This is a genomic window from Marinobacter bryozoorum (assembly GCF_023156245.1).
Lineage (GTDB): Bacteria > Pseudomonadota > Gammaproteobacteria > Pseudomonadales > Oleiphilaceae > Marinobacter > Marinobacter bryozoorum.
This window is the reverse complement of record NZ_JAKZAH010000001.1, coordinates 36,271-58,213: the sequence shown is the minus strand read 5'-3', so window position 1 is coordinate 58,213 and position 21,943 is coordinate 36,271. Positions and strand designations below refer to the sequence as shown.

The window sequence follows — 21,943 nt, the reverse complement described above, 5'->3', positions numbered from 1 at the left end:
ACTAGACTACAGTCAGATTCACCCGCTTCGGAGTTTGCCTATGCTGAGGTTTTTCAGGATTGTCGACGGTCTTATCAGGGAAATGGATAACCGGGAAGAAGATACCGAGGCCCGGTTACGACAAGCGGACTGGATCGACGCCTGTGAACCCGATGAAGAAGAGCGGCAGGTTCTCCAGCGGCTGCTGAAAACCGATATCCCCGAGTTTGACGATGTGGAGGAGATCGAGGCCTCGGCCCGCTACTTTGTGGACCAGGCCGGGGTGCATGTGCACTCGATGTTTCTCAACCTGGCGGAAGGGCGCCATAACACGGTGTCCGTGGCATTCATCCTGCAGAAAAGCCGCCTGATCACCATCCGCGAAACGGAACTGGCGGACTTCCGCCTGTTGCGCATGCGGGCCCGCCGTGGCCAGGTGGAAGCCGGCGATCCCTGCGAAATGATGGTGACAATTCTGGAACAGAAGGTGGAGAACCAGGCGGACGGCCTGGAGGACCTGCATCGCCAGCTGGAAGATGTCAGCTACCTGGTACTGGAAGACGAAGAGGCTGAGCTGGATGAGGCCATCAACCGCCTGGCCAGGCTGGAGGACAGCAACGGCAAGACCCGCCTGTGCCTGATGGATACCCAGCGCAATATTTCGTTCCTGTTGCGCCACCTGCGCAACGAAGGGGAAGTACGGGAGACCCTCCGGGAGATTAACCGCGACATCGAAACCCTGATGTCCCACACCACGTTCCTGTTCGACAAGATCAACTTCCTGATGGACTCCACCCAGGGTTTCATCAACATCGAACAGAACCAGATCATCAAGATTTTCTCGATTGCGGCGGTGGTGTTCCTGCCGCCCACCCTGGTCGCCAGTATCTATGGCATGAACTTCAAGTATATGCCGGAACTGGAGTGGCTACTGGGTTATCCGGGAGCCCTGGGGCTGATGGTGGCGGCCGGGATTGCGCCTTACTGGTACTTCAAGCGTAAAGGCTGGCTCTGATCAGGTTTGGGGGGAAGGCGGCCATCCGGGAGGGCTTTCCAGAACACGCTCCTTCCGGCACGTCCATGTGACGCTCGAGCTCCGCCATCCCTGGCTCCGCACGGTTCTGGAAAGCCCTCCCGGACACCCGCCGCGATCACCGTGCCAACCTCAGGAAGCTTCTCCAAGTCTCACACCAATTAACATGCCTCCAACGGAGCATAAGCCAACACCAGCCACTTGGCCCCGTCATCAAAGTTCACCTGAACCCGGGTATGGTGACCACTCCCTTCGCTGTTCATCACAATGCCCTCCCCAAATTTGGGATGGCGAACCCGCTGACCCAGGGAAAACCCGGCCTGCTCCATGGGCGCGGAATCAAACAGCCCTTCATTGGGTCGAGAGACCATGGCCGGACGGGTCACCGTGTTGCGAAGGCGCACTTCCTGAATGCAGTCCGCCGGGATTTCCCGCACGAACCGGGACAGGGCGTGGAACTTTTCCTGACCATACAGGCGACGTGATTCGGCGTAGGTAAGGATGAGCCGCTTCATGGCACGGGTGATGCCCACATAGGCCAGCCGGCGCTCTTCCTCCATGCGTCCGGGTTCTTCCAGGGACATGCTGTGGGGGAATAGGCCCTCTTCCACACCCGCCAGGAACACCAGCGGGAACTCCAAGCCCTTGGCGGAATGCAGGGTCATAAGCTGGACACTGTCCTCGTGGGTATCCGCCTGGGCCTCACCGGCATCGAGGGCTGCCTGGGCGATGAATTCCGCCAGCGCGTCCTCACCGTCTTCCACCTCGAAGTCCGACAGGGCACTGACCAGCTCTTCCAGGTTCTCCGCCCGGGCCTGGCCCTTCTCGCCTTTTTCGTTGGCGTGGTAGTCCTTCAGTCCGCTGAGCCTGAGGGTTTCTTCCATCAGGCCCTGCAGGGACGACTGGTCTACCTTCTCCGACACGGTCTGGATGATCTCCAGGAATTGCTGCAGGCCGGATCGGGCCTTGCCCTTGACGGCGCCGGCGTCCAGCATGCGTTCCGAGGCCTCCCACAGGGAGATGCCCTGCTCGGTTGCGTAGGCCCGCAGGTCTGCCAGGCTCTTGGCGCCGATGCCGCGGGTGGGCACATTCACCACCCGTTCGAAAGCTGCGTCGTCCCGGCGGTAGTGGACCAGCCGTAGGTAGGCAATGGCGTTGCGGATTTCCTGCCGGTCATAGAATCTCAGGCCACCGTAGACCCGGTAAGGGATGCCCTGACGCATCAGGGATTCTTCCAGCACCCGCGACTGGGCATTGGAGCGATAGAGTATGGCCGCTTCGCTGCGCAGGTTGCCCTCGTCCACCCAGGCGCTGATGGTGTCGGCGATGTAGTTGGCCTCGTCCATTTCGTTGAAGGCGGCATACAGGCTGATGGGCTCGCCCTCGGGGCCGTCGGTCCACAGCTCCTTGCCGAGGCGGCCCTGGTTGTTGGCAATGACCGCGTTGGCCGCCTTCAGGATCAGTTGGGTGGAGCGGTAATTCTGTTCCAGACGCACCAGGCGGGCGTTGGGAAAGTCCCGCTGGAACTGCTGGATATTCTCGATCTTGGCGCCCCGCCAGCCGTAGATGGACTGGTCGTCGTCCCCCACCACGGTGATGGGCACCCGGTTGCTGGCGAGGATCTGCAGCCAGGCGTACTGGATGGTGTTGGTGTCCTGGAACTCGTCCACCAGGATATGCTGGAAGCGACGCTGGTAATGAGCCAGCAATTCCGGTCGGTGCAGCCACAGTTCATGGGAGCGCAGCAGCAGCTCACCAAAGTCCACCAGGCCGCCCTGGTTGCAGAGCTTCTCGTACTGGCGGTAGATCTGCAGCATGGTGTTGGTGAAGTGGTCCCCCGGGTTGTCCTGGATGTGGTCCGCCCGTAGCCCTTCGTCCTTCTGGCTGTTGATGAACCACTGGGCCTGCTTCGGTGGCCAGCGGCTTTCGTCGATCTGGGCTTCCCGCATGACCCGCTTGATCAGCCGCAGCTGGTCGTCGCTGTCCAGTACCTGGAAGTTTTCCGGCAGGCCGGCGTCGGCATAGTGGGCCCGCAGCAGGCGGTGGGCAATGCCATGGAAGGTACCGAACCACATGCCCCGGGCGGGGATGTTCATCATCTGCTCGATGCGGTAGCGCATCTCCTTCGCCGCCTTGTTGGTAAAGGTAACAGCGAGAATGCCGGTAGGCGGCACGCCATCGACTTGCATCAGCCAGGCCATGCGGTGGACCAGCACCCGGGTCTTGCCACTGCCAGCACCGGCGAGCACCAGCAGGTGGTCGTTCTGGGCGGTGACCGCTTCGCGCTGGGCGTCGTTCAGGGGGTCGATGATGGGGGAGACATCCATGGGTTCTGCCGTTCATTGCCTGGTGGAAAATGAGGCAAGAGTATATCACCCATGGGTGGGGGATTGGGTTATGGGTGGAGAGGTTGAAAGAGCGCCTCGTACCCGAGGCGCTCTTTCAACGCCTGATCAGAATCCGCGCGGAACCGACTGGGGCTCGACGAACTCAAACAGACCTTCGATACCGCCTTCGCGGCCGATGCCGGAGGCTTTCATGCCGCCGAAGGGAGCTTCCGGTGTGGGGCCGGTGCCGGTATTCCAGCCGACGTGGCCGAAGCGCAGGCCGCCGGCCACGCGCTGGGCGCGGTCTTCGTCAGCGGTGAAGACGTAGGAGGCCAGGCCGAATTCGGTGTCGTTGCCCATTTCGATGGCTTCGTCTTCGGTGCTGAAGGAGACCATGGGCACCAGTGGGCCGAAGGTTTCCTCGCGGAAGCAGGCCATGTCGCGCTTGACGCCGGAGACGACGGTGGGCGGGAAGAACAGCTTGTCTTTCGGGAGGTCTTCCGGCTTCGCACCGGCTACGAGACTGGCGCCGTTCTGAAGGGCGTCTTCCAGGTGATGTTTGACCTTGTTGAAGCCGGCCTTGTTGATCAGGGGACCGATATCTACGTCGCCGTTAATGCCGTCGCCTACGGTCATCTTGTTGACCCGCTCAGACAGTTTGCTCGCAAACTGTTCCATGACGCTCTCATGGACAAAGACCCGGTTGGAACAGACACAGGTCTGGCCGCCGCCGCGGAATTTGTTGGCGATGAGGTTATCGGCAGCCTTGTCGAGGTCGGCGTCGTCAAAGATGATGTACGGCGCGTTGCCGCCCAGCTCAAGGGCGAGCTTCTTGACGTGCTCCACGGTGTCCTTGATCAGCGTACGACCTACTTCGGTGGAGCCGGTGAAGCTGAGCATGGGTACGTCCGGGTTTTCGCACAGCTCCTTGCCAATAACGCTGGCCTTGCCCATCACCAGGTTGATCATGCCTTCGGGCAGGTCGACGTTTTCTTCAATAACGGTAAACATCGCAATCATGGTCAGCGGGGTTTCACTCGCCGGCTTGATCACCGACGGGCAGCCGGCGGCCATGGCAGCAGAAAGCTTCTTGGCGATCATGCCGATGGGGAAGTTCCACGGAGTGATCAGGCCCACCACACCAATCGGACGGTAGTGGATGGTCCAGGTGCAGTCCCGGGGTTTTTCTTCCAGGGTGTGGGAGTTGAGCTCGCCAATGGTCTTGGAGAAGTAGTCGAAGAACCCCGCAGCATAGTCCACCTCACCCTGGGCCTCGTTCAGGGGCTTGCCGTGTTCCAGGCACAGGATACGACCAATTTCTTCCTTGTTGGCCTTGAGGGCATCGCGGATCGCTTCCAGCCACTGGCGGCGGGTTTCGATGGCGTAGGGTTCGGTCAGGCGCAGGGCAGACTTGCCGGCTTCGATGGCGGCCTTGACGTCTTCGGCCGGCATGGACGGTACGCTGGCGAGTACTTCACCGGTGGCCGGGTTATAGACATCGAAGGTGTTGTCGCCGGTCGCCTTCCATTGGCCACCGATATAGCCTTTGAGGTTTTTCAGCAGGGGTGATTCGATCATTATGGCTCCTCGTTCTGATAGACAGTCATTTTTAGTTGTTGGAAGCTGTCCGGGTATTGACGTGAACGTCCTGGAGTGAGACTACTGATCAAGTCTCCGGACACCCAGAAGTCCGGGCAGGGTTGATAATTTCTTCAACCATATTGGCTGCCTTTGTCACGTCTGTAAAGGCAATCGGCCAGCGCGGGCAACACCGTGAGCGCCGACTATACTGGTCGAAAACGATGACTCATCAGGAGGCCGTAACATGAAAGCGTATTTCCACCCGTCACAGGACCTGCACGCCCCCAAGACGTATTTTACCCGCGGGCAGATGCGCCAGCCCCAGGAGGTGGCTGACCGGACCGGTCAGATGCTGGAAGGCCTGAAGGAACTGGGCGTGGAAGTACTGCAGCCTGCCGACCAGGGCGCCGGGCCGATCTCGGATATCCATGACCTGGGCTATCTTCGCTTCCTGGAATCCGCCCACCGTCGCTGGATGGAACAGGACGACTGGGGCGACGAGGTCATCTCAAACATCTTTGTGCGCGAGCCCAACCACCTGCAGGGTATCCTGGCGGAAGCGGCCCGCTACCAGGCCGACGGCAGCTCGCCCATTGGCCCCAAGACCTGGGAGGCCGCCTACTGGTCAGCCCAGACAGCCCTTGGCGCCGCCGATGCGATCAAGGCCGGCGAGCGGGTGTCCTACGCCGTGTGCCGTCCGCCCGGCCACCATGCCCGTCGTGATGCGGCCGGTGGTTTCTGTTACCTGAACAACGCGGCCATTGCCGCCCAGCACCTGCAGGACCGGTTTGCCCGCATCGCCATCCTCGATACCGATATGCACCACGGCCAGGGCATCCAGGAGATCTTCTACGACCGCAGTGACATGCTTTACGTATCGATCCATGGCGACCCCACCAACTTCTATCCGGTGGTCACCGGGTTCGAGAACGAGCGTGGCGAGGGGGATGGCTACGGCTATAACATCAACTACCCGATGCCCCACGGCTCCAGTGAGCAGTACTTCTTCGATACCCTGGACAAGGCCATCCGCGACATCCGCCTGTACGACCCGGATGTACTGGTGCTCTGTCTGGGCTTCGATATCTACAAGAACGATCCACAGGCCAAGGTCTCGGTCAGTTCTGAAGGGTTCTCAAAGCTGGGCAAGCACCTGAGCCAGTTGCACCTGCCCACCCTGGTAGTGCAGGAAGGGGGCTATGACCTGGAATCCCTCAGCGAGAACGTGCAGCAGTTCTTCAAGGGTATCGGCGGTCTCTGAGCCGGAAGGCCCGGTTTACTCGGTCAGCCAGTAGTAGAGACGCCCGATGTGCTCGTAAACGAGCCGGGTATTCTGCTCCAGGTAGGTCGCCCGCGGCAGCAGGCTGAGCTCGCCGCCGGACCCCGAACTGGCAAAGCCCATCGGCGCCGGGATGACGTCAAACCCCCGCTTCTCGAACTCGGGGATTGCCCGGGTGAGATGGGCAGCGTGGGTTACCAGTAAAATGGTTTCCATGCTGCCCGCATCCAGGATGCGGGCGCTGAACTCAGCGTTTTCCCGCGTATCCCGGCTCTCGTGTTCCAGCCAGCGGGCCTGGATACCGAAAGCTTCTTCCAGCATCCGCGCCATCAGCTGGGCTTCCGATTCTGCATCGTCCATGCCGTTGCGCCCGCCGGTCAGCAGCAACGGCAGGCCCGTACGCCGGTGCCAACGCGCTGCCTCCGCCAGCCGTGCCAGTGGCGCCTCTGCAACCGTGTCCCTTCCTTTCCATTGGGGCGCATCCGTCTCCCGCCCTCCCCCAAGCACAACGATGACCTCGGCCCGGGATGCTTCCTCCATGGTGGGAACCCCATGATCCTCCAGGCCAATGCTGAGCAATGGCATGGTTGACGGGATCGATAGCAGGTAGAGACACAGTGTACTGAACGCGATCAGCGACCACCCGGTGCGGGGCCAGCGCCGGATCATCACCAGCCCTGCCAGCGCCACAAGGATATTGGCGAACGGCGGGAGTACGGCGAATTTGATAAAGGTCAGCATGGCTGGGATCCGTTCAGGCGCGAGAGGTCACAATCAGGGACCCGGGCGTTCAGCCCGGTGCATAGACCTTGATATTGTCATGGCCCTCAGCCTTCAGGTGCCCGGCATGGACCCGGCTCATGGTGCCCTTGTCGCAGTAAAGCAGGTACTGACGGTGGCTGTCGAGCTGTTCAACCTGCTGGTTCAGCTCATAGAACGGGATATTGATCACCTGGTTGTTGGTCAGGGTCAGCGGTGCGCGCTGTTCCTCGTCCGGATGGCGCACGTCGATGATGACATCGTCCACCGCCGGGATGTTCACCAGTTCAACATCGTCCAGGGTGGTTTCCGGAATCATCATACGCCCCATCGCAGTCTCGGTACGGTCGGCGACCGCCTGCTCCAGGACCGCCGGGTCCATCCGGGATTCGTCGTATTCCACCCTGTCCAGTTTCGCCCGGGTGGCGGGCTTCTGGGAGATCACGCCACAGTATTCGGGCATGTTCCGGGCGTAGGAGTCGGTACCGATCTCATGGGCAATGCGGATAATCTGCTGCTTGTCCATGGCGATCAGCGGGCGAAGCACCACCATGTTGCTGGCCCGATCCACCACGTTCAGGTTGGTCAGGGTCTGGCTGGATACCTGGGCTACGGCATCGCCCATTACCAGGCCTTCTACCTTGATTTCCTCAGCCACTTTATCGGCGGCCTTGAGCATCTGCCGCTTGAGCACCACGCCCCAGTGACGGTGGTTCACCGAGCGCATGATCTCTGCCACTACGCCTTCAAAGGGTACGGAGATGAACTTGACGGAGTGGCTTGAGGCGTAACGGTTCCACAGGTAGCTGGCCACCTGCTTAACGCCCACCTCATGGGCCTGGCCGCCAAGGTTGAAAAACAGGAAATGGCTGCGAAGGCCCCGCCGCATCATCAGGTAAGCTGCCACGGAGGAGTCATAACCGCCGGACACCAGCGTCATTACATTCTCAACAGTCCCCATGGGATAGCCGCCCAGGCCTTCGTGCTTGCGGTGGGAGATATGGAAACTGTCATCCCGCACATCAATCCGGACCTCCACATCCGGCGCCTTGAGCTTTACGCCGGCCGCCTCGGTGCTGGCCAGCAGGAAGCCACCGACCTGACGCTCCAGTTCGCTGGAGGTGAAGTCGTGCTGTCCGGAGCGCCGGGCCCTTACCGCAAAGGTTTTCCCCGCCAGGCGTTTCCCGTAGGCGGCCAGGGCTTTCTCCCCCACATCCTCAAGGCTGACCAGCGGGTAGACCGAGATTTCCTGGATGGTGGAGATTCCGGGAATGCGGCTCAGCTCGTCCAGTACCGGACTGAGCAGGCCCTGGCCTTCGGGTACCTCCACGTCAACCCGGTCCCAGGAACCTTCGACCACGATTTCCGGGTCCAGGCGGACCAGCAGCTTGCGGATATTCTGGCGGAGCTGGCGCATCTGCTGGCGACGAACCGGCTTACTCTTGATGGCTACTTCAGCAGCCGGGCGAATCAGTAACATCATGGGGGACAAATCGACTATCGGGTGACTGGCGTAAAGGAAGTAAAGGCGTTAGTTTACCCGGTTCCCGGAGTGCCTCAAAATCCGGCCTTGCCGAAACCCGCCGGAAACGCGCACAACGAATCATCAGGAGCCAGGTAATCCATGCAGAAACAGCCCACGGTGAACGCCCTCATCTCCCCCGAAGGCAGCCTTGAAATACTGTCGAACCACGAAGTCAGCCGCCTCAAGGACCGCAGCGAGGGCGGCCTGTACCAGTTGTTCCGGCAATGTGCCCTGGCCGTACTCAATACCGGCGCGGAAACCGACGACACCAAGGACCTGATGGAGGCCTACTCGGATTTCGACATCCGCCTGGTGCCCCAGCCCCGGGGACTGAAGCTGGAGGTGGTCAACGCCCCGGCCAGCGCCTTCGTGGACGGGGAAATGCTCCGTGCCATCCGCGAGCACCTGTTTGCGGTGTTGCGGGATATTGTCTATTCCAACTCCATCCCCACGTCGGTGGCGGGCTTCCGGAAAGACAACCCCGAGGATCTCACCAACCTGATTTTCCACATCCTGCGTAACGCCAGGGCGCTGCAGGCCGGTCGTTCCCCGGACCTGGTGGTGTGCTGGGGCGGGCATTCCATCAGCCGCGAGGAGTACACCTACAGCAAGGAGGTGGGTCATCAGCTGGGTCTGCGTGGCCTGAGCATCTGTACCGGTTGCGGGCCCGGTGCCATGAAGGGCCCCATGAAAGGCGCCACCATCGGCCACGCCAAGCAGCGGGTCAGGAACGGCCGTTACATCGGTATTACCGAACCGGGCATCATTGGCGCCGAAGCCCCCAACCCCATCGTAAACGAACTGGTGATCATGCCGGATATCGAGAAGCGCCTGGAAGCCTTCGTGCGCGCCGGCCACGGCATCATCGTGTTCCCGGGCGGCGTCGGCACCGCCGAGGAGATCCTCTATCTGCTGGGGCTGCTGTTACATCCGGACAACGCCGACATCCCCTTCCCGGTGGTGTTCACTGGCCTGCAGGAGAATGCCGAGTATTTCGAGATGATCGACAAGTTCATCTGCAACGCCCTGGGCGAAAAGGCAGCGGAGAAATACGAAATCATCATTGATGACCCGGTTCGCGTGGCGCAGACCATGAAGAAGGGCATATCGGAGGTAGAGACTTTCCGGCGGGCCATGCAGGACGCCTACCATTTCAACTGGATGCTGAAGATCGATCCGGTGTTTCAGCTACCCTTTGAACCCACCCATGAAAGCATGCGCGCACTGGAGCTGCACCGTGACCAGCCGGTACACCTGGTTGCGGCCAATCTGCGCAAGGCCTTCAGTGGCATTGTGGCAGGTAACGTGAAACAGGACGGGATAAAGCAGGTGGAAGCGAAGGGGCCGTTCGAGATTGCCGGCGACCCGGTTCTCCTGGATCCCCTGGAAGATATGCTGGCAGCCTTCGTTGCCCAGAACCGGATGAAACTGCCAGGCAGCTCTGCGTATATTCCCAGCTACCGCATCGTCAGTGGTGGTTACTGAGAAACCTTACAGCCACCAGAAAGACACGCAAACAAAACGGCCGGTGTAAAAACCGGCCGTTTTGTTCTGGACTGCGGGGCCAAAGAGGCCGACACAGTCATGCACTACTGCACACGCACTACTGCACCTTACTTGCCACCCGCAGGCAGGCTGGCGTAGTAGGCTGCCAGGTTGGCAATGTCTTCATCGCTCAGGCCAGTTGCCTGACCCTGCATGACAGGCGCCTGGCCACCGGAGCGCTGCTTGTTCTTGTACGCTTTCAGCGCGGATACGAGATAGGCCTCGTTCTGGCCTGCCAGGTTCGGATACCCGGGAATCTGGGCAATACCGTTCTGACCGTGACAGGCGGCACAGACCGCTGCCTTAGCCTTGCCGGCTTCAGCGTCACCCGCAGCGCTTGCCACGCCGGGTACCGCAAAAGTGGCAACTACAGCGCCTGCCATTACCAGTTTTTTCAAGCTCATAGGTCTCTCCATCAGTTATTTGGAACCTTTGGTCCGTTTTATAGCACAGCCTTCCTGACACCGCACATGAGTTAGATCAAGAGCCTGCCCCAGGCAGCGCGCCTCCGACCTTTGTACGCTTTATTTCTGATACAGTTAGCCGCACAGTAAGTACTTGTACCCAACCTAGACGAATTAACGGGAAGCGTCCAAATATTATGAGCATTGAGACCCGCGAACTCCCTTGCCGTGGTGGCAAGCTCGGCCTGATGACCCTGGACTCGCCGGATACCCTGAATGCTCTGTCGTCCGATATGTTCCACCAGATGCAGGCCTGCCTGGATACCTGGGCCGGAGATGAGAGCATCTGCCTGGTAATGATTACCGCCAACGGCGACCGGGGGTTTTCCGCCGGCGGTGATATCCGTGAGCTGTACCATGCCCTGGAAGCGAGTGCGGATGCGACTACCGTTACCAATGTATTCGCCCGGGAGTACCGGGTGGATTACACCCTGCACACTTTTCCCAAGCCGGTGGTCACCCTGGCCCACGGGATTACCATGGGCGGCGGCATGGGGCTGTTACAGGCCAGCCGCTACCGGCTGGTGACCCCGGACGCCGCCCTGGCCATGCCCGAGGTGACAATCGGACTGTTTCCGGATGTAGGCGCCAGCTGGTTCCTGAACCGGTTGCCCGGCAGTATTGGCCTGTTCATGGGGCTTACCGGGGCACGGATGAACGCCACCGATGCTATGCGCATTGGCCTGGCCGACCTGGTGATCCAGCGCAGCCAGCAGGACGAGCTGATCAACCGCATCGTCGATCAGTACTGGACCGGTGATATCGCTACCGACGACAACCGGCTTTTCCGGTTGCTCAACCAGCTGGAGGAGGCTCCGGCTGAGGCCTTGCCAACCAGCGAGCTGGCCACCCACGAGCAGGAAATCGCCCGCCAGTGCCGACGTGATGAACTGTCCCGTGTTGTCGAGCGATTGCTGAACAGCTCCACCAACGACCCCTGGTGGCGGGCATGCATTGATGGCTTGCGAAGTGCGTGCCCGGTGTCACTGTGCCTGCTGGAGCGCCAGCTGGCCCATGGCCTGCAGATGTCGCTGAAGGATATTTTCCGGATGGAGCTGGTCATGGTGACCCGCTGTGGCGAGAACCCCGACCTTCGGGAAGGCATCCGCGCCCGCCTGATCGACCGGGACAACCAGCCCGCCTGGCGTTACCGGTCGTTAGCCGAGGTACCGGAAGACTATGTGGAGGACCACTTCACGCCTCCCTGGCCTGAAACGGAAGATCCCCTCGCCGATCTCTAGGGGGGGCCTCTGGGGGCCAGGTTATCCAGTTGTTCTGCGTTAACCGTTACACTACTGAAAACAGGGAAGAACAGGCTCCTCCACCTATGTTCACACGAACCGCCGTCCATTCAGCCCGGCACGCCCTGGCGATCGCCCTGGTCACCCTGCTTTGGCTGTCGCAGCCGACATCGGCTGCAGCGGCCGTGACCGACCTGTTGCCGGGCACGAAAGAGGAACAGGGAGCAGAATCCCCGGAAGCGCCCTCACAGCGCGGAGAATCAGGGACAACCGAAGAAACAGCCGCTAAAGAAACCGAGGAAGAGCCACCACCCGAGCCTTCAGCAACGCCGGTTCAACCCGTACTGGAAGAAGAGCCGGAACAACCGCTGCAAAGTGAGCTGCCAGCGGCGGAGCATGCCGATATCCGCCAGCAGATCGAAACCTTGCGAGAAGCCCTGGCAGAACGCCAGGCAGCCCTGGAGGCCAGCCAGCGCCGCCTGCTCCAGGCCCGGTCCCTGCTGGAACGACTGGACAACGAATACCGCAGCTTTGAACTGCGGCTGGAAACCGCCGGCCTCAACCTCACCAAGGACTACGCCCGGCTGCTTCGCCAACGCCTGGAGCGACTGCAGAGCCAGACCATCGCCGACGGCCTCACCGAAGGCATCAGCACCCAGCTGTCCGCCGCGCGGGAGGAACAGCTCCGGCTGGAGGAGTTTGAGGCACTCAGCGCTCCCGAAGACACCGACCGCGGCCGCCTGAGAGAGCTACGCACTGAGCTCATCGTCCAGCTGCACGGCGTGGTTACTGACCACATTGCTGTACTTAACGACTACTACAACACAGTGGTCGCGCTGCGTGACCGTTTTTCCGCCTACCAGGAACTGCTACAGCAGCGCCTGTTCTGGCTGCCCAGTGCAGAGCGGGTATCACCAGCCATGGCCGGCGAGCTTTACCAGGGTGTCAACTGGCTGCTGTCAGAGTTGCAGTGGTCAGAACTGAAGAGGGCCGTCAGTTTATCCTTCGATGAGCGGGGTATCCGGATACTGCTCATTCTGACCATCCTGGCGGTATTGTTCATGCGACGACGCCACCTCCGTAACGCCGTCATCAATACTGGCGAAAATGTCGGCAACGTAGGCAAGGACCGCATAGCCCTGACCCTGTCTGCTGCAAGCCTGAGTTTTTTGCTGGCGCTACCCTGGGTCCTGGCGCTGTCGGCCGTGGCACTTATCCTCAAGGAGGGAAACGCGCTGTTCGCCGCACTGTCCTCGGGATTTACCGGCGCCGCCTTCGTGACCCTGCTGCTTCGCATACTTCACTCGGTGGCCAGGCCGGAAGGATTGGGTGAACGTCATTTCCACTGGCAGACCGCTACCCTGGCAGCCATACGTCATCAAATGCCGCTTTTGCTGGCCGTGCTGACGCCCATCGTCATAATCCTGCCCACCATGGAGACGCCGGAAGGGGCAGGTTACAGCAACAGCCTGGGGCGTTTTCTGTTCCTGGTTGCTTCCGGGGCGCTGGCCTGGTTCGCCTACCGGGTCATGTCCGCTGTGTTAATCGCCAACCCATCCAATCGCTTTCTGCGCGGCGCCCGGGTTGTTACCGTGGCCATTCCACTGTTGCTGGCAATGGCGTCCCTGTGGGGTTATCACTATACCGCCGTCCAGTTGGAAGGCCTGTTGTTCCTCAGCGGTTGCTGGCTGGCAGCCGTAATGATGATGTATTACCTGGCGCTGAGAGCCCTGTCCGTCCGGGAGCGTCGGATGACGCTCAAGCGACTGAGGGAGCAGCGTGCCGCTGAGCGCAAACTGGCCGAAGCCCGGGAATCCGCCGAGAATTCCGGTGAAGGGATGCCCGTGGCGCTGGACATGCCGGAGATGGACCTCAAGGATATCAGCCACCAGAGCAAGGCGCTGGTGCGCATTGTCGCCTACGTACTCGCTGCCTCGGTACTCTGGGTATTCTGGTCCGATGTTATTCCTGCGCTGCAGGTCTTCGACAGCATCACCCTCTGGTCGATCTCTGGTGCGGAAGGCGAAGAAGCCCTGCCGATCACCCTGGGCGACCTGATGCTGGCGCTGCTGTTCGGCATTGGTACGGTGCTGGCGGCCCGCAACCTTCCGGGCACCCTGGAGGTCATGCTGCTCAGCCGGCTGAACCTGGAACCCGGCGCCGGCTATGCCATTACCACCCTGGCCACCTACATTATCGTCCTCGCCGGCATCGTAGCGGCCCTGGCGGTGATCGGGTTGCAGTGGTCAAAGCTGCAATGGCTGGTGGCAGCGCTGGGTGTAGGCCTCGGCTTCGGGCTGCAGGAAATCGTTGCCAATTTCGTGTCAGGTATCATTCTGTTATTCGAGCGCCCCATCCGCGTTGGGGACACGGTCACCATCAACGGCATTACCGGCACCGTCGCACGTATTCGCATCCGCGCCACGACGCTGGTGGACTGGGACCGGAAGGAGCAGATCATCCCCAACAAAACCTTCGTCACCCAGGACCTCACCAACTGGACCCTGACGGACCCCATAACCCGAGTGATCATCCGGGTGAGCGTGGCCTATGGCTCCGATGTGGACAAGGTTCGGGACCTGTTGCAGGCAGTGGCTGAAAACAACGAGCGCGTGGTGGACGACCCGGCACCGGCGGTTTTCTGCGTTGGTCTGGGCGAGAGCAGCGTCGACTTCGAAGTGCGCGTGTTCGTCCGTGACCTGCTGGACTTCATGCCCCTGTCCCACGAACTCCACTCCGCCATCACGCGCTCCCTGCGGGAAGCGGAAGTCGAAATCCCGTATCCGCAGCGCGACATCCATATCCGCACCGCACCCATGCCCCGGGGTGAACCGGTCGCAAAGACCGAGGGTTCATCCTGATGGCGCCGTCCACGTTGTGTAACACCGGGCGGCTATACTCCAATGGTTCCCAACCGAGGTAAGCCGATCCGATGTTTGAGATGTTCCTTTCCACCTACGTCAGCTCCACCATCCGCTTTCTGTTCCTGCTGGCGCCCTTCTTTGTGGTGTCCATGTTCCTGGCGCTCACCCGCGGACTGCCAGCGGCAGAGAAGGCATCCATCATCAAGCGGGCCTCCATCTCCGCACTGATTCTGGGCCTGGTCCTGTTCTTCGCCGGCCCGGTGCTGTTCAGTGCCATCGGAATCACACTGAACTCCTTCCGTATCGGCGCGGGAAGCCTGCTGTTTTTGACCGCCATCAGCCTGGTAACCAGCGGCACCCGGAACCACGCTACCGGCCTGCCTGAAGAGGAGCGGGACGATGTGGCCGTCGTGCCACTGGCCATCCCGGTAATGATCGGCCCGGCCACCATCGGCGCCATCCTGGTCTACGGCGCGGAACTGAAAGCCGTGCCGGAAGTGGCCGGCGGCCTGCTTGGCCTGCTCTCGGGTTTGTTGATCCTGGCGGTATTGCTGCACCTGTCGGGGCACCTGGAGAAACTGCTGGGTAAGACGGGACTGAATATCCTCTCCAAGATCAGTGGGCTGATACTGTCTGCTATGGCTGCGGAGATTGTGATGACTGGGGTTGCAGGGTTTGTAGGGTCACTTTGATCAGCCTTGCAGCTGAAACAGGGATGTTTACACGACCATCCCGCGCGACACTAAACAAAAGCGAACATTCGAGTCAGGTCTTTCCTCCTGAGCCCCACAAGCTAATCACACCAATTTCATCCAGTATGATTGAGAGAGCAAATTGCAGACGCTGAATGTTACATGGCAGAGTTAGTCATGATCAGCTAAGCTATTGTTTTACTGAATGATGTATAGCGCGGTTGATGGTTCAATGTCAGCAATCATGACGCAGTCAAATTTCTGCAATGATAAAGCGCGCTGCCTAATTGCTGTTAGATTTCATGGTGTCTAAATGAGAGTAAACGAGACCATCGTCCGTTCAGGATACTTTTGGACGCCGGATGCGCCTGACAATAAGCTCCCAGGGACCCTCACTATCAGTGATGGGGGAGAGATCGAACTTGAGGTCATAGGAAATTTTGATGGGAGCGCTGGCATCCCAAACCCTATGGACGAAATGGACGTCAAGAAGATTATCGGCCAGATAGAAAAATCTGGCTATGTGACCATCGACGATTGCCTCTATCGCCATAAGAACTTTGCCTTTGGAGGAATCGCGAAATCGACTTTGACTGGTCATAGGGCATTGTTTGGAGTACACCTACTTGACCCGGAACCCCAAATTGATACCTATAGGTGTTCATTTGAGGGTCTTGATGAGTGGGTCGCAATATCCGGTATCAAAGCGCAAACTGACTTCGAAGCCAAAACAGCAACAATCACCTTTGAGCCCCCTCCGAAAATCAGTTACGAACTTACTGATGGGTATACCTTTTCGGTTATATTTGGTTGGACGGCGCCATTTTCTGGTGGCTCTACGGAGGCCAAAATAACGCAACGGGCATATTTGGAAATACACTCCACAGAGCTCAGACCACTCGGTGATTTCATATACATCTCGTACCGGTTTGCAAACTTTCTGGCTTTAGCCCTAGATGAATCGACTAGCCTTAAGGATGTGACGATTTCTTCATATGCAATTGTTCAAGATTTCGGCGGCGGTGAAGATAAGAAAACAAAACCAATCCAGATCGAAACGTATTATCAAAGTTTGCCCTTTTCTGAGTCGGTGCCGCAGTTGAAACGGCCAAATATGCTCTTCGCCTATCCGCAGGTGCGGGAAAAACTTGGCTCAATGCTCTCATCTTGGATGAAGATGTATGAAGTAATTGGCCCGGCGTTAAGTCTGTACTTCGCTTCAAAGGCGGGAGAACATAAGTATCTAGATGGGAAGTTTCTTGCGCTCGCACAAGCACTGGAAACGTACCACCGCCGAACCACTGACGATGTTTTGATGGACGATAAAAAGTTTAAACAGCTGGTAAAATCTCTTGTGGAATCATGCCCAGAAGAACAGCAAGACTGGCTGAAAGGTAGGCTTTCCTTTGGCAACGAGTTGAGCTTGGCCAAAAGACTGAAAAAAGTATTTGATCCGTACAAAGCTCAGTTAGGGAACTCTTCAAAGCGCAGCACGCTAATTCGTAAAATAGTCGATACTCGAAATTATTTAACTCATTACAGTAAGGATATCGAAACAAAATCGGCGAAGGGCCGTGAGTTATGGGACATTTGCCTAAAAATGGAAGTGATCTTCCAGCTCTGTCTACTGCGGGACGTCGGACTAACAGAAGCCGAAGTGTCAAGTATCGCCAGCCAGTCATACAGCATTAAGCAGAAGTTGAATGAAACCTAACAATCGGCTGCACAGCGACCTGGACTTCCCCCAGTTTGGTGGCGGCGCCCCAAAGAGGTGGCTTATCCATGGGCAAGGCTCGTTCAAGTCAAAGCCACTTTTCGTCCTAGAAGTAAAGAATAGAAAGGGAAAATAAGTTCATGGGAAGTTACCATAATGATCAGCCGATTAGCGGCGAAGAGGAAAATCCTGACCTCTTGAGTAGAAAGGAGTTTTCTGAGCGTTTGGCAAAAATACTTCTCGTAGCACCCACTGATGACTGTATGACAGTATCTCTTGAAGGCGATTGGGGCTATGGAAAAACATCTGTAATTAATCTCGTTAAAAGAACTTTATCACAACAAGAAAATAGTCCTGTAATAGTGGAGTATAATCCATGGTTGGCGGGGAAAGCAGAGGCCTTAGTGCAAGATTTTTTGGTTCAGTTTTCCGCGCAACTCAATATACCAGATAGGCCAAAAGAAGGATTAAAGGCCTCTAGGGAGTTATTGGCGTACTCAAAGCTATTTAACGCCATGAAGTTCATTCCTGGAGTGGAACCATGGGCTTCAACTGTTCAAGGGGTTTTCAGTGCGGTTGGTGGCGCCACTCAAAAGATTAGTAAATTAAGAGAACTTGATCTGCTTGGGAGAAAGAAAAAGATAAACTCTATTCTAGAAAATCTGGGAGTGTCAATAGTCGTTGTTATTGACGACATTGACCGATTGACTCCGGATGAAGCATTCCAAGTGATTAGGCTGGTAAAGGCCGTAGCCGATTTTCCGGGTACATCCTTTTTATTGTCATTTGACCCGACTTATCTCGCAAAATCGCTTGAAAAGCAGGGTATTGACAAATCAAGTCAGTATATAGATAAAGTAGTTCAGCTAAGAATTCCTTTGCCTCTTATAGCCCATCGTGATCTTCAGAATCTAGCCAATATCGAGCTCCAAAATTTATCGGAAAAATCTTTAACAGATAGCTTTGAGCGTGACCAGGAAAGATTGAGTTATTTATATCATCGTTATGCAAAGCATCTTATAAGAAGCCCTCGGGAGCTAAAAAGGACTTTCAATCATTTACGTTTTGTACTTGCTCAGACCGAGGGTAAGGTTTGCTTCACAGACTTGTACTGCCTATCTATTCTGGCCATAAAGAGCCACGAAATATATCAATCAATAAAAGACTCCCCCGAATTGTATGTCGGCCGAAAATTTGATGACGATATTTCTTTTGAAAAGCGGGAAGATGTTATAGAAATAAATAAAGGAAAAAGAGACGCCATTCTCGCGAAGTGTTCTGAAAAAGATTCTATCTATATAGGAGGGATATTAAAAGAATTGTTTCCTCTTCTTGATGATGCCGCTTATTCAATGTACGGCTCTGATTACGATAAATGTGGACGGGTAGCGTCGGAGAAACGTTTGTATACAGCCCTTCATTATCAGGTTCCACCTGGTTCAGTGTCAGATACGGAGATAGTTTCGTTTCTAAGCGGAACTATTAATCGTGAAGAGTATTTGAAGAAAGCAATTGATGAAGATTTTGTCGAGAGGTTATTCGAGCTTCTGCAACAGAATATAGAAAAGGCAAGCCAGGAGGACGCGCTTCATTCTTTGAAGGCGATGTACTATGTCTTTTTTGACTCGGATTATATTAAAAGACACGAATATGAGTTTCATGGTTTCTTTAAGTTTGATCTTTATCGAAGCATTATGTGGTTGACGTTTTCAATTATTGAGAGTTCTGATCAAAAAGAAAGTTTTCTTTTCGAGCTTCTTGAAGAGCAAAAAGCACTTCCGATTACAGCAGATATAACGCGTCGCTTGTTGTTGCAGATAGGAAGGATAGAAACAGACGAGCCGCGATTTAAGCAAGAGCAGTGGTTACCAAAAGAGAAGAGCGAAGAATATATCGAGCTCTGGTCTGGCTTGGTGATGAGGGAATTGTTGGAAGGAGATCTTGTAGACTCTGTTCATGCTTCACATATTTATTTTATTTTTTATCGCGCGTCTAAAGAGAAAGCCAAGCAAGTTTTCAGCCGGTGGCTATGTGAAGAATCAGGCCTAGAAAAGGTCGCGAAGCTTATAGGCAGGTGTGGCAGTGATTCAACGAACGGTCCGTATGCGGAAATATCTGAAGAATCACTGTCTGAGCTATTGGATTATCAACTTCTTAAAAAGCTCGCTGACAATGAACTGAAAAGCTCGACAGATAATCTTTCGACATACCTGCAAGCTGTTTACAGAAGTATTTCGACAGGTGATAAGTATTACCTTAACGACGCCTCTAAGGGTGAAAAATTCTAATATTATTAGGAATCGAGCAGAAAATATTCGGCTGGTAGGGACTGCACTTCGCCTCAAGCAGTTCCTAGTCCGGTTCTTAATCGATTTGCTCGAATGTTCGCTTTGCGACCAAAGCGGCCGATCTAAGGCGCCTCGATTCGGCCGCTATATTGGCATCGTAGTTGGCTTATTCAGAAAGCATCGAAGCCGTCAGCTTGCGCACCCGGGATTCTCCGTCCCGTTGTCCGTGGCATAACCCTTGAATTCGTAAGTTTGACCAAGTGCGGCTCTGAAGCACACAGGCAATCCAGAGCGAAGCCTGTTCCGACGTTGAAAGGCGCATCGCTACCCCGACTTGCATTGTCAGGCGTCGAAGCACCGCCAAGCTCAGTTCAAACCCCCGATGCCCATGAGCAAAAGCCTCCAGCTCAATACGCTCCTGCTCTGTGAGTGGCGGCGCCGATGGCAAATCAGAGGTGATGGCCAGAACCAGCTCCGGCGACAGTGATGGCCACACCACCGGCAGCATGACTGGCCACTGCTCCGAAAAGCGCTTCGAAAGCCGCTGCTGTGCAGCCACGCCACTGTCCGTCAGCCCCAGAAGCATCTGCACCGCATATTCCCCAGAGCTTGCCTCACGGCTGATGCCAAGGCGCACGGTGTTGAACCCGGCGGAGCGCCAGAACCGCAGCAACTCAGTTGAGGCGCCATAGCTGGTGCCAACCGCATCCAGTTGCAACTCCCTCGCCGCCCTGGCGGCATGCTCGAGAAGCTCCCGGCCCAGGCCACGGCGGCGGCATTGGTCATGGACGGCGATACGGACGACTCTCAACATCCGTAGGGTGGCTGTCTCGGCATCACCACCATGATTTGCAAGCGACTGCGGTAACAGATGGCCCTTGAGCCGTCGCTCGCCCCGCATGACCTTTTGTGCCAGTTCGGTGTCCAACCCACCCTCCACCGTGGCCCAGAGCACACCGACAATATCGGCCCCTTGCCGGGCAACCAGGGTGACCGCTCCCGGATCGTCCATCCATTGGCGCAGGTCGCCGGGCGTGGTGCGATAGTGAGCGTCCACCAGCAGTCCGAAGGCGTTGGAGAGGTCCTGTTCGCTTGCCTCTGCCGGACGCCCTTTTTCGATCACGACCTCATCGTGGTGTACCGGGCCCACGGCGGAGGCATCCAGCAGGAAAAGCCGGTTCACCAGCGGCTCGAGGGGGTCGGACGATGACCAGCGAACCGGCTGCTCCATGGTCAGCCCCTGCCAGTGAGGTGTTTCCCGGTCCAGTACCGCCCGAAAGCGAAGATTGAAGCCCCGACCAGAGCCTTCATAGCCGTGGACGGTTGAAGCAAACACCACTCTCGGCCAGCCCAGCAGGATGTGCCGGAGTAGCGGCGCCGGGATGGCGGCGGCTTCATCCACCATGACCAGTTCTGCTTCCGGCCTACGAGCCAGCAGCTCATCCACCGGGAGCCATTGCAGGGTTTCGCCGGAACTCAATTCGAGCAATGTCTGGCCTGTATAGTCGTGGCCAGCCTCCGCTGCAGCGTGCCTGAACAGTGTGGAGACATTTTCCTTGCGGGGAGACACCACCAGGATCCGGTGGCGGCCGCCCTGCAAGAGTCGCACGGCGGCTATACCCAGGGCTGCGGACTTGCCCCGCCCACGGTCTGCGGTGATCACCAGGGGGCGCCGGCGGCGGCCCTGACCGGTGTGGAGGATGTGTTCGATGGCTCGCTCCTGGTCCGACGTGGCCGCCGGGCGAAATGGCTCGATAGCCACGTCATCAACTGGCAAGAGCGGGGGCGCGCCATCACCATTGGCCTCAAGGCGGATAACGGACGAATCCTCCGCCAATATCCTGGCCATCCGGGCCATGAAGGGATGCTGCCCTTCGGCAGGTAACCCCATCCGGGCATAGTCGGGGTCGGCGAAGGTATCCCACTCGGCAAGTTCCGGCATCAGCCAGAACCACAAACCGCCTGCCTGCAGGGTGCCGCTGAGTGCCGCCAGCGAATCCGGCGGATTCCCCTGCCAGCCATCCCATACCAGCACCGGGTTTTCCGTACCCAGGTGCTGCCTGGCCTGGTTGGCCGAGATGGTGGTCAGCGCGGGGTATGGCAAAGCGTCAGACTCGCCAACCCACAAACCGCCTGCCGGCGACAGCTCTGACAAAACCCTGCTTACCAGGGCGAGGGCCTGCTCGCGGGTGCCTTCCACCAGCACCAGGCGCCGCTCACCCCGGGCCGCCAGCCGCTGCGACAGGTCCTGCCAGCTGCCTTCGTTCACTAGTTCAGATCCACCGAATGCCGCTTCAGGTCCGCCAGGTCACAAATATCCAGCGCCGCCCGGTGGGTGGCCTTCAACCGGACCCGGGGCGCACAACCGGCCTCCAGGGCTTCCCGCCAGCGGGCGGCGCACAGGCACCAGCCATCACCAGGGCGCAGCCCCGGAAAACCGAATTCCGGTCGCGGTGTACTCAGGTCGTTGCCCCGGCTGCGGGAGAATGCCAGGAACTCATCGGTGACCACCGTGCAAACCGTGTGGCTGCCGAAGTCTTCGGGACTGGTATTACAGCAGCCATCCCGGAAAAAACCGGTCACCGGGTCGGTGCCGCAGTTCTCCAGCGGTTCGCCCAGTACGTTGATGGACTCATCCTGCGCCTGTGCCAT

The 21,943-nt window shown here is 57.8% G+C and carries 15 protein-coding genes; 8 read left to right on the top strand and 7 right to left on the bottom strand.

The window, feature by feature from the left end; translation table 11 throughout:
- Window positions 1–40: 40 nt before the first annotated feature.
- The gene (gene corA / locus MLC59_RS00225; protein ID WP_248229975.1) at window positions 41–994 is read left to right on the top strand and encodes a magnesium/cobalt transporter CorA; all 954 of its coding nucleotides are present in this window, start codon (window positions 41–43) and stop codon (window positions 992–994) included.
- 179 nt (window positions 995–1,173) lie between these two features.
- Here the strand turns inward: corA and uvrD are convergent, their stop codons facing one another.
- Window positions 1,174–3,339 (bottom strand): DNA helicase II, encoded by a 2,166-nt coding sequence (gene uvrD / locus MLC59_RS00220; RefSeq protein WP_248229974.1) that lies wholly within the window; start codon window positions 3,337–3,339, stop codon window positions 1,174–1,176.
- 126 nt (window positions 3,340–3,465) lie between these two features.
- Window positions 3,466–4,917 (bottom strand): NAD-dependent succinate-semialdehyde dehydrogenase, encoded by a 1,452-nt coding sequence (locus MLC59_RS00215; RefSeq protein WP_248229973.1) that lies wholly within the window; start codon window positions 4,915–4,917, stop codon window positions 3,466–3,468.
- Between the two features lie 247 nt (window positions 4,918–5,164).
- Between MLC59_RS00215 and MLC59_RS00210 the strand changes: the two genes are divergently transcribed.
- Entirely contained in the window at window positions 5,165–6,181 is a 1,017-nt protein-coding gene (locus MLC59_RS00210) for a histone deacetylase family protein (RefSeq protein WP_248229971.1), read from the top strand.
- Window positions 6,182–6,196: 15 nt separating this feature from the next.
- Here the strand turns inward: MLC59_RS00210 and MLC59_RS00205 are convergent, their stop codons facing one another.
- Window positions 6,197–6,940 (bottom strand): YdcF family protein, encoded by a 744-nt coding sequence (locus tag MLC59_RS00205; RefSeq protein WP_248229970.1) that lies wholly within the window; start codon window positions 6,938–6,940, stop codon window positions 6,197–6,199.
- A 49-nt stretch (window positions 6,941–6,989) separates the two neighbouring features.
- Window positions 6,990–8,441: a tRNA uracil 4-sulfurtransferase ThiI gene (gene thiI, locus MLC59_RS00200; protein ID WP_248229969.1), complete on the bottom strand. Its 1,452-nt coding sequence runs from the start codon at window positions 8,439–8,441 to the stop codon at window positions 6,990–6,992.
- 141 nt (window positions 8,442–8,582) lie between these two features.
- Here thiI and ppnN point away from each other — a divergent pair, with 141 nt between their 5' ends.
- On the top strand, window positions 8,583–9,968 hold the full coding sequence (gene ppnN / locus MLC59_RS00195; RefSeq protein ID WP_282450785.1) for a nucleotide 5'-monophosphate nucleosidase PpnN: 1,386 nt from the start codon (window positions 8,583–8,585) through the stop codon (window positions 9,966–9,968).
- 128 nt (window positions 9,969–10,096) lie between these two features.
- Here ppnN and MLC59_RS00190 read toward each other — a convergent pair whose 3' ends face one another.
- Window positions 10,097–10,432, bottom strand: coding sequence for a c-type cytochrome (locus MLC59_RS00190; RefSeq protein ID WP_248229968.1), 336 nt, complete (start codon window positions 10,430–10,432; stop codon window positions 10,097–10,099).
- Between the two features lie 197 nt (window positions 10,433–10,629).
- On the opposite strand from MLC59_RS00190, the gene MLC59_RS00185 reads away from it, so the two are divergent.
- The 5 genes from MLC59_RS00185 (at window position 10,630) to MLC59_RS00165 (ending at window position 19,291) form a co-directional block, all read left to right on the top strand.
- Window positions 10,630–11,733, top strand: coding sequence for an enoyl-CoA hydratase/isomerase family protein (locus MLC59_RS00185; protein ID WP_248229967.1), 1,104 nt, complete (start codon window positions 10,630–10,632; stop codon window positions 11,731–11,733).
- An 86-nt stretch (window positions 11,734–11,819) separates the two neighbouring features.
- Window positions 11,820–14,594, top strand: a complete 2,775-nt coding sequence (locus MLC59_RS00180) for a mechanosensitive ion channel domain-containing protein (RefSeq protein WP_248229966.1) — start codon at window positions 11,820–11,822, stop codon at window positions 14,592–14,594.
- Window positions 14,595–14,665: 71 nt separating this feature from the next.
- Window positions 14,666–15,289 carry a MarC family protein gene (locus MLC59_RS00175; protein WP_248229965.1) on the top strand — a complete coding sequence of 208 codons (624 nt, stop codon included), beginning with the start codon at window positions 14,666–14,668 and terminating at the stop codon, window positions 15,287–15,289.
- Window positions 15,290–15,602: 313 nt separating this feature from the next.
- Window positions 15,603–17,003, top strand: a complete 1,401-nt coding sequence (locus tag MLC59_RS00170; RefSeq protein ID WP_248229964.1) for an ApeA N-terminal domain 1-containing protein — start codon at window positions 15,603–15,605, stop codon at window positions 17,001–17,003.
- A gap of 140 nt (window positions 17,004–17,143) precedes the next feature.
- Window positions 17,144–19,291, top strand: coding sequence for a KAP family P-loop NTPase fold protein (locus tag MLC59_RS00165; protein WP_248229963.1), 2,148 nt, complete (start codon window positions 17,144–17,146; stop codon window positions 19,289–19,291).
- Between the two features lie 166 nt (window positions 19,292–19,457).
- On the opposite strand, the gene MLC59_RS00160 is transcribed toward MLC59_RS00165, so the two are convergent.
- Together MLC59_RS00160 and MLC59_RS00155 are read right to left on the bottom strand one after the other, a co-directional pair.
- Window positions 19,458–21,560 (bottom strand): tRNA(Met) cytidine acetyltransferase TmcA, encoded by a 2,103-nt coding sequence (locus MLC59_RS00160; RefSeq protein WP_248229962.1) that lies wholly within the window; start codon window positions 21,558–21,560, stop codon window positions 19,458–19,460.
- Window positions 21,560–21,943: a DUF2237 family protein gene (locus MLC59_RS00155; protein WP_248229961.1), complete on the bottom strand. Its 384-nt coding sequence runs from the start codon at window positions 21,941–21,943 to the stop codon at window positions 21,560–21,562. The genes MLC59_RS00160 and MLC59_RS00155 overlap by 1 nt, the downstream gene beginning before the upstream one ends.

Coding starts and splice junctions, on each gene's coding strand:
- uvrD (WP_248229974.1), bottom strand. CDS start 3,339: ATGGATGTCTCCCCCATCATCGACCCCCTGAACGACGCCCAGCGCGAA.
- corA (WP_248229975.1), top strand. CDS start 41: ATGCTGAGGTTTTTCAGGATTGTCGACGGTCTTATCAGGGAAATGGAT.
- MLC59_RS00170 (WP_248229964.1), top strand. CDS start 15,603: ATGAGAGTAAACGAGACCATCGTCCGTTCAGGATACTTTTGGACGCCG.
- MLC59_RS00155 (WP_248229961.1), bottom strand. CDS start 21,943: ATGGCACAGGCGCAGGATGAGTCCATCAACGTACTGGGCGAACCGCTG.
- MLC59_RS00180 (WP_248229966.1), top strand. CDS start 11,820: ATGTTCACACGAACCGCCGTCCATTCAGCCCGGCACGCCCTGGCGATC.
- MLC59_RS00210 (WP_248229971.1), top strand. CDS start 5,165: ATGAAAGCGTATTTCCACCCGTCACAGGACCTGCACGCCCCCAAGACG.
- MLC59_RS00205 (WP_248229970.1), bottom strand. CDS start 6,940: ATGCTGACCTTTATCAAATTCGCCGTACTCCCGCCGTTCGCCAATATC.
- ppnN (WP_282450785.1), top strand. CDS start 8,583: ATGCAGAAACAGCCCACGGTGAACGCCCTCATCTCCCCCGAAGGCAGC.
- MLC59_RS00165 (WP_248229963.1), top strand. CDS start 17,144: ATGGGAAGTTACCATAATGATCAGCCGATTAGCGGCGAAGAGGAAAAT.
- MLC59_RS00185 (WP_248229967.1), top strand. CDS start 10,630: ATGAGCATTGAGACCCGCGAACTCCCTTGCCGTGGTGGCAAGCTCGGC.
- MLC59_RS00175 (WP_248229965.1), top strand. CDS start 14,666: ATGTTTGAGATGTTCCTTTCCACCTACGTCAGCTCCACCATCCGCTTT.
- thiI (WP_248229969.1), bottom strand. CDS start 8,441: ATGATGTTACTGATTCGCCCGGCTGCTGAAGTAGCCATCAAGAGTAAG.
- MLC59_RS00190 (WP_248229968.1), bottom strand. CDS start 10,432: ATGAGCTTGAAAAAACTGGTAATGGCAGGCGCTGTAGTTGCCACTTTT.
- MLC59_RS00215 (WP_248229973.1), bottom strand. CDS start 4,917: ATGATCGAATCACCCCTGCTGAAAAACCTCAAAGGCTATATCGGTGGC.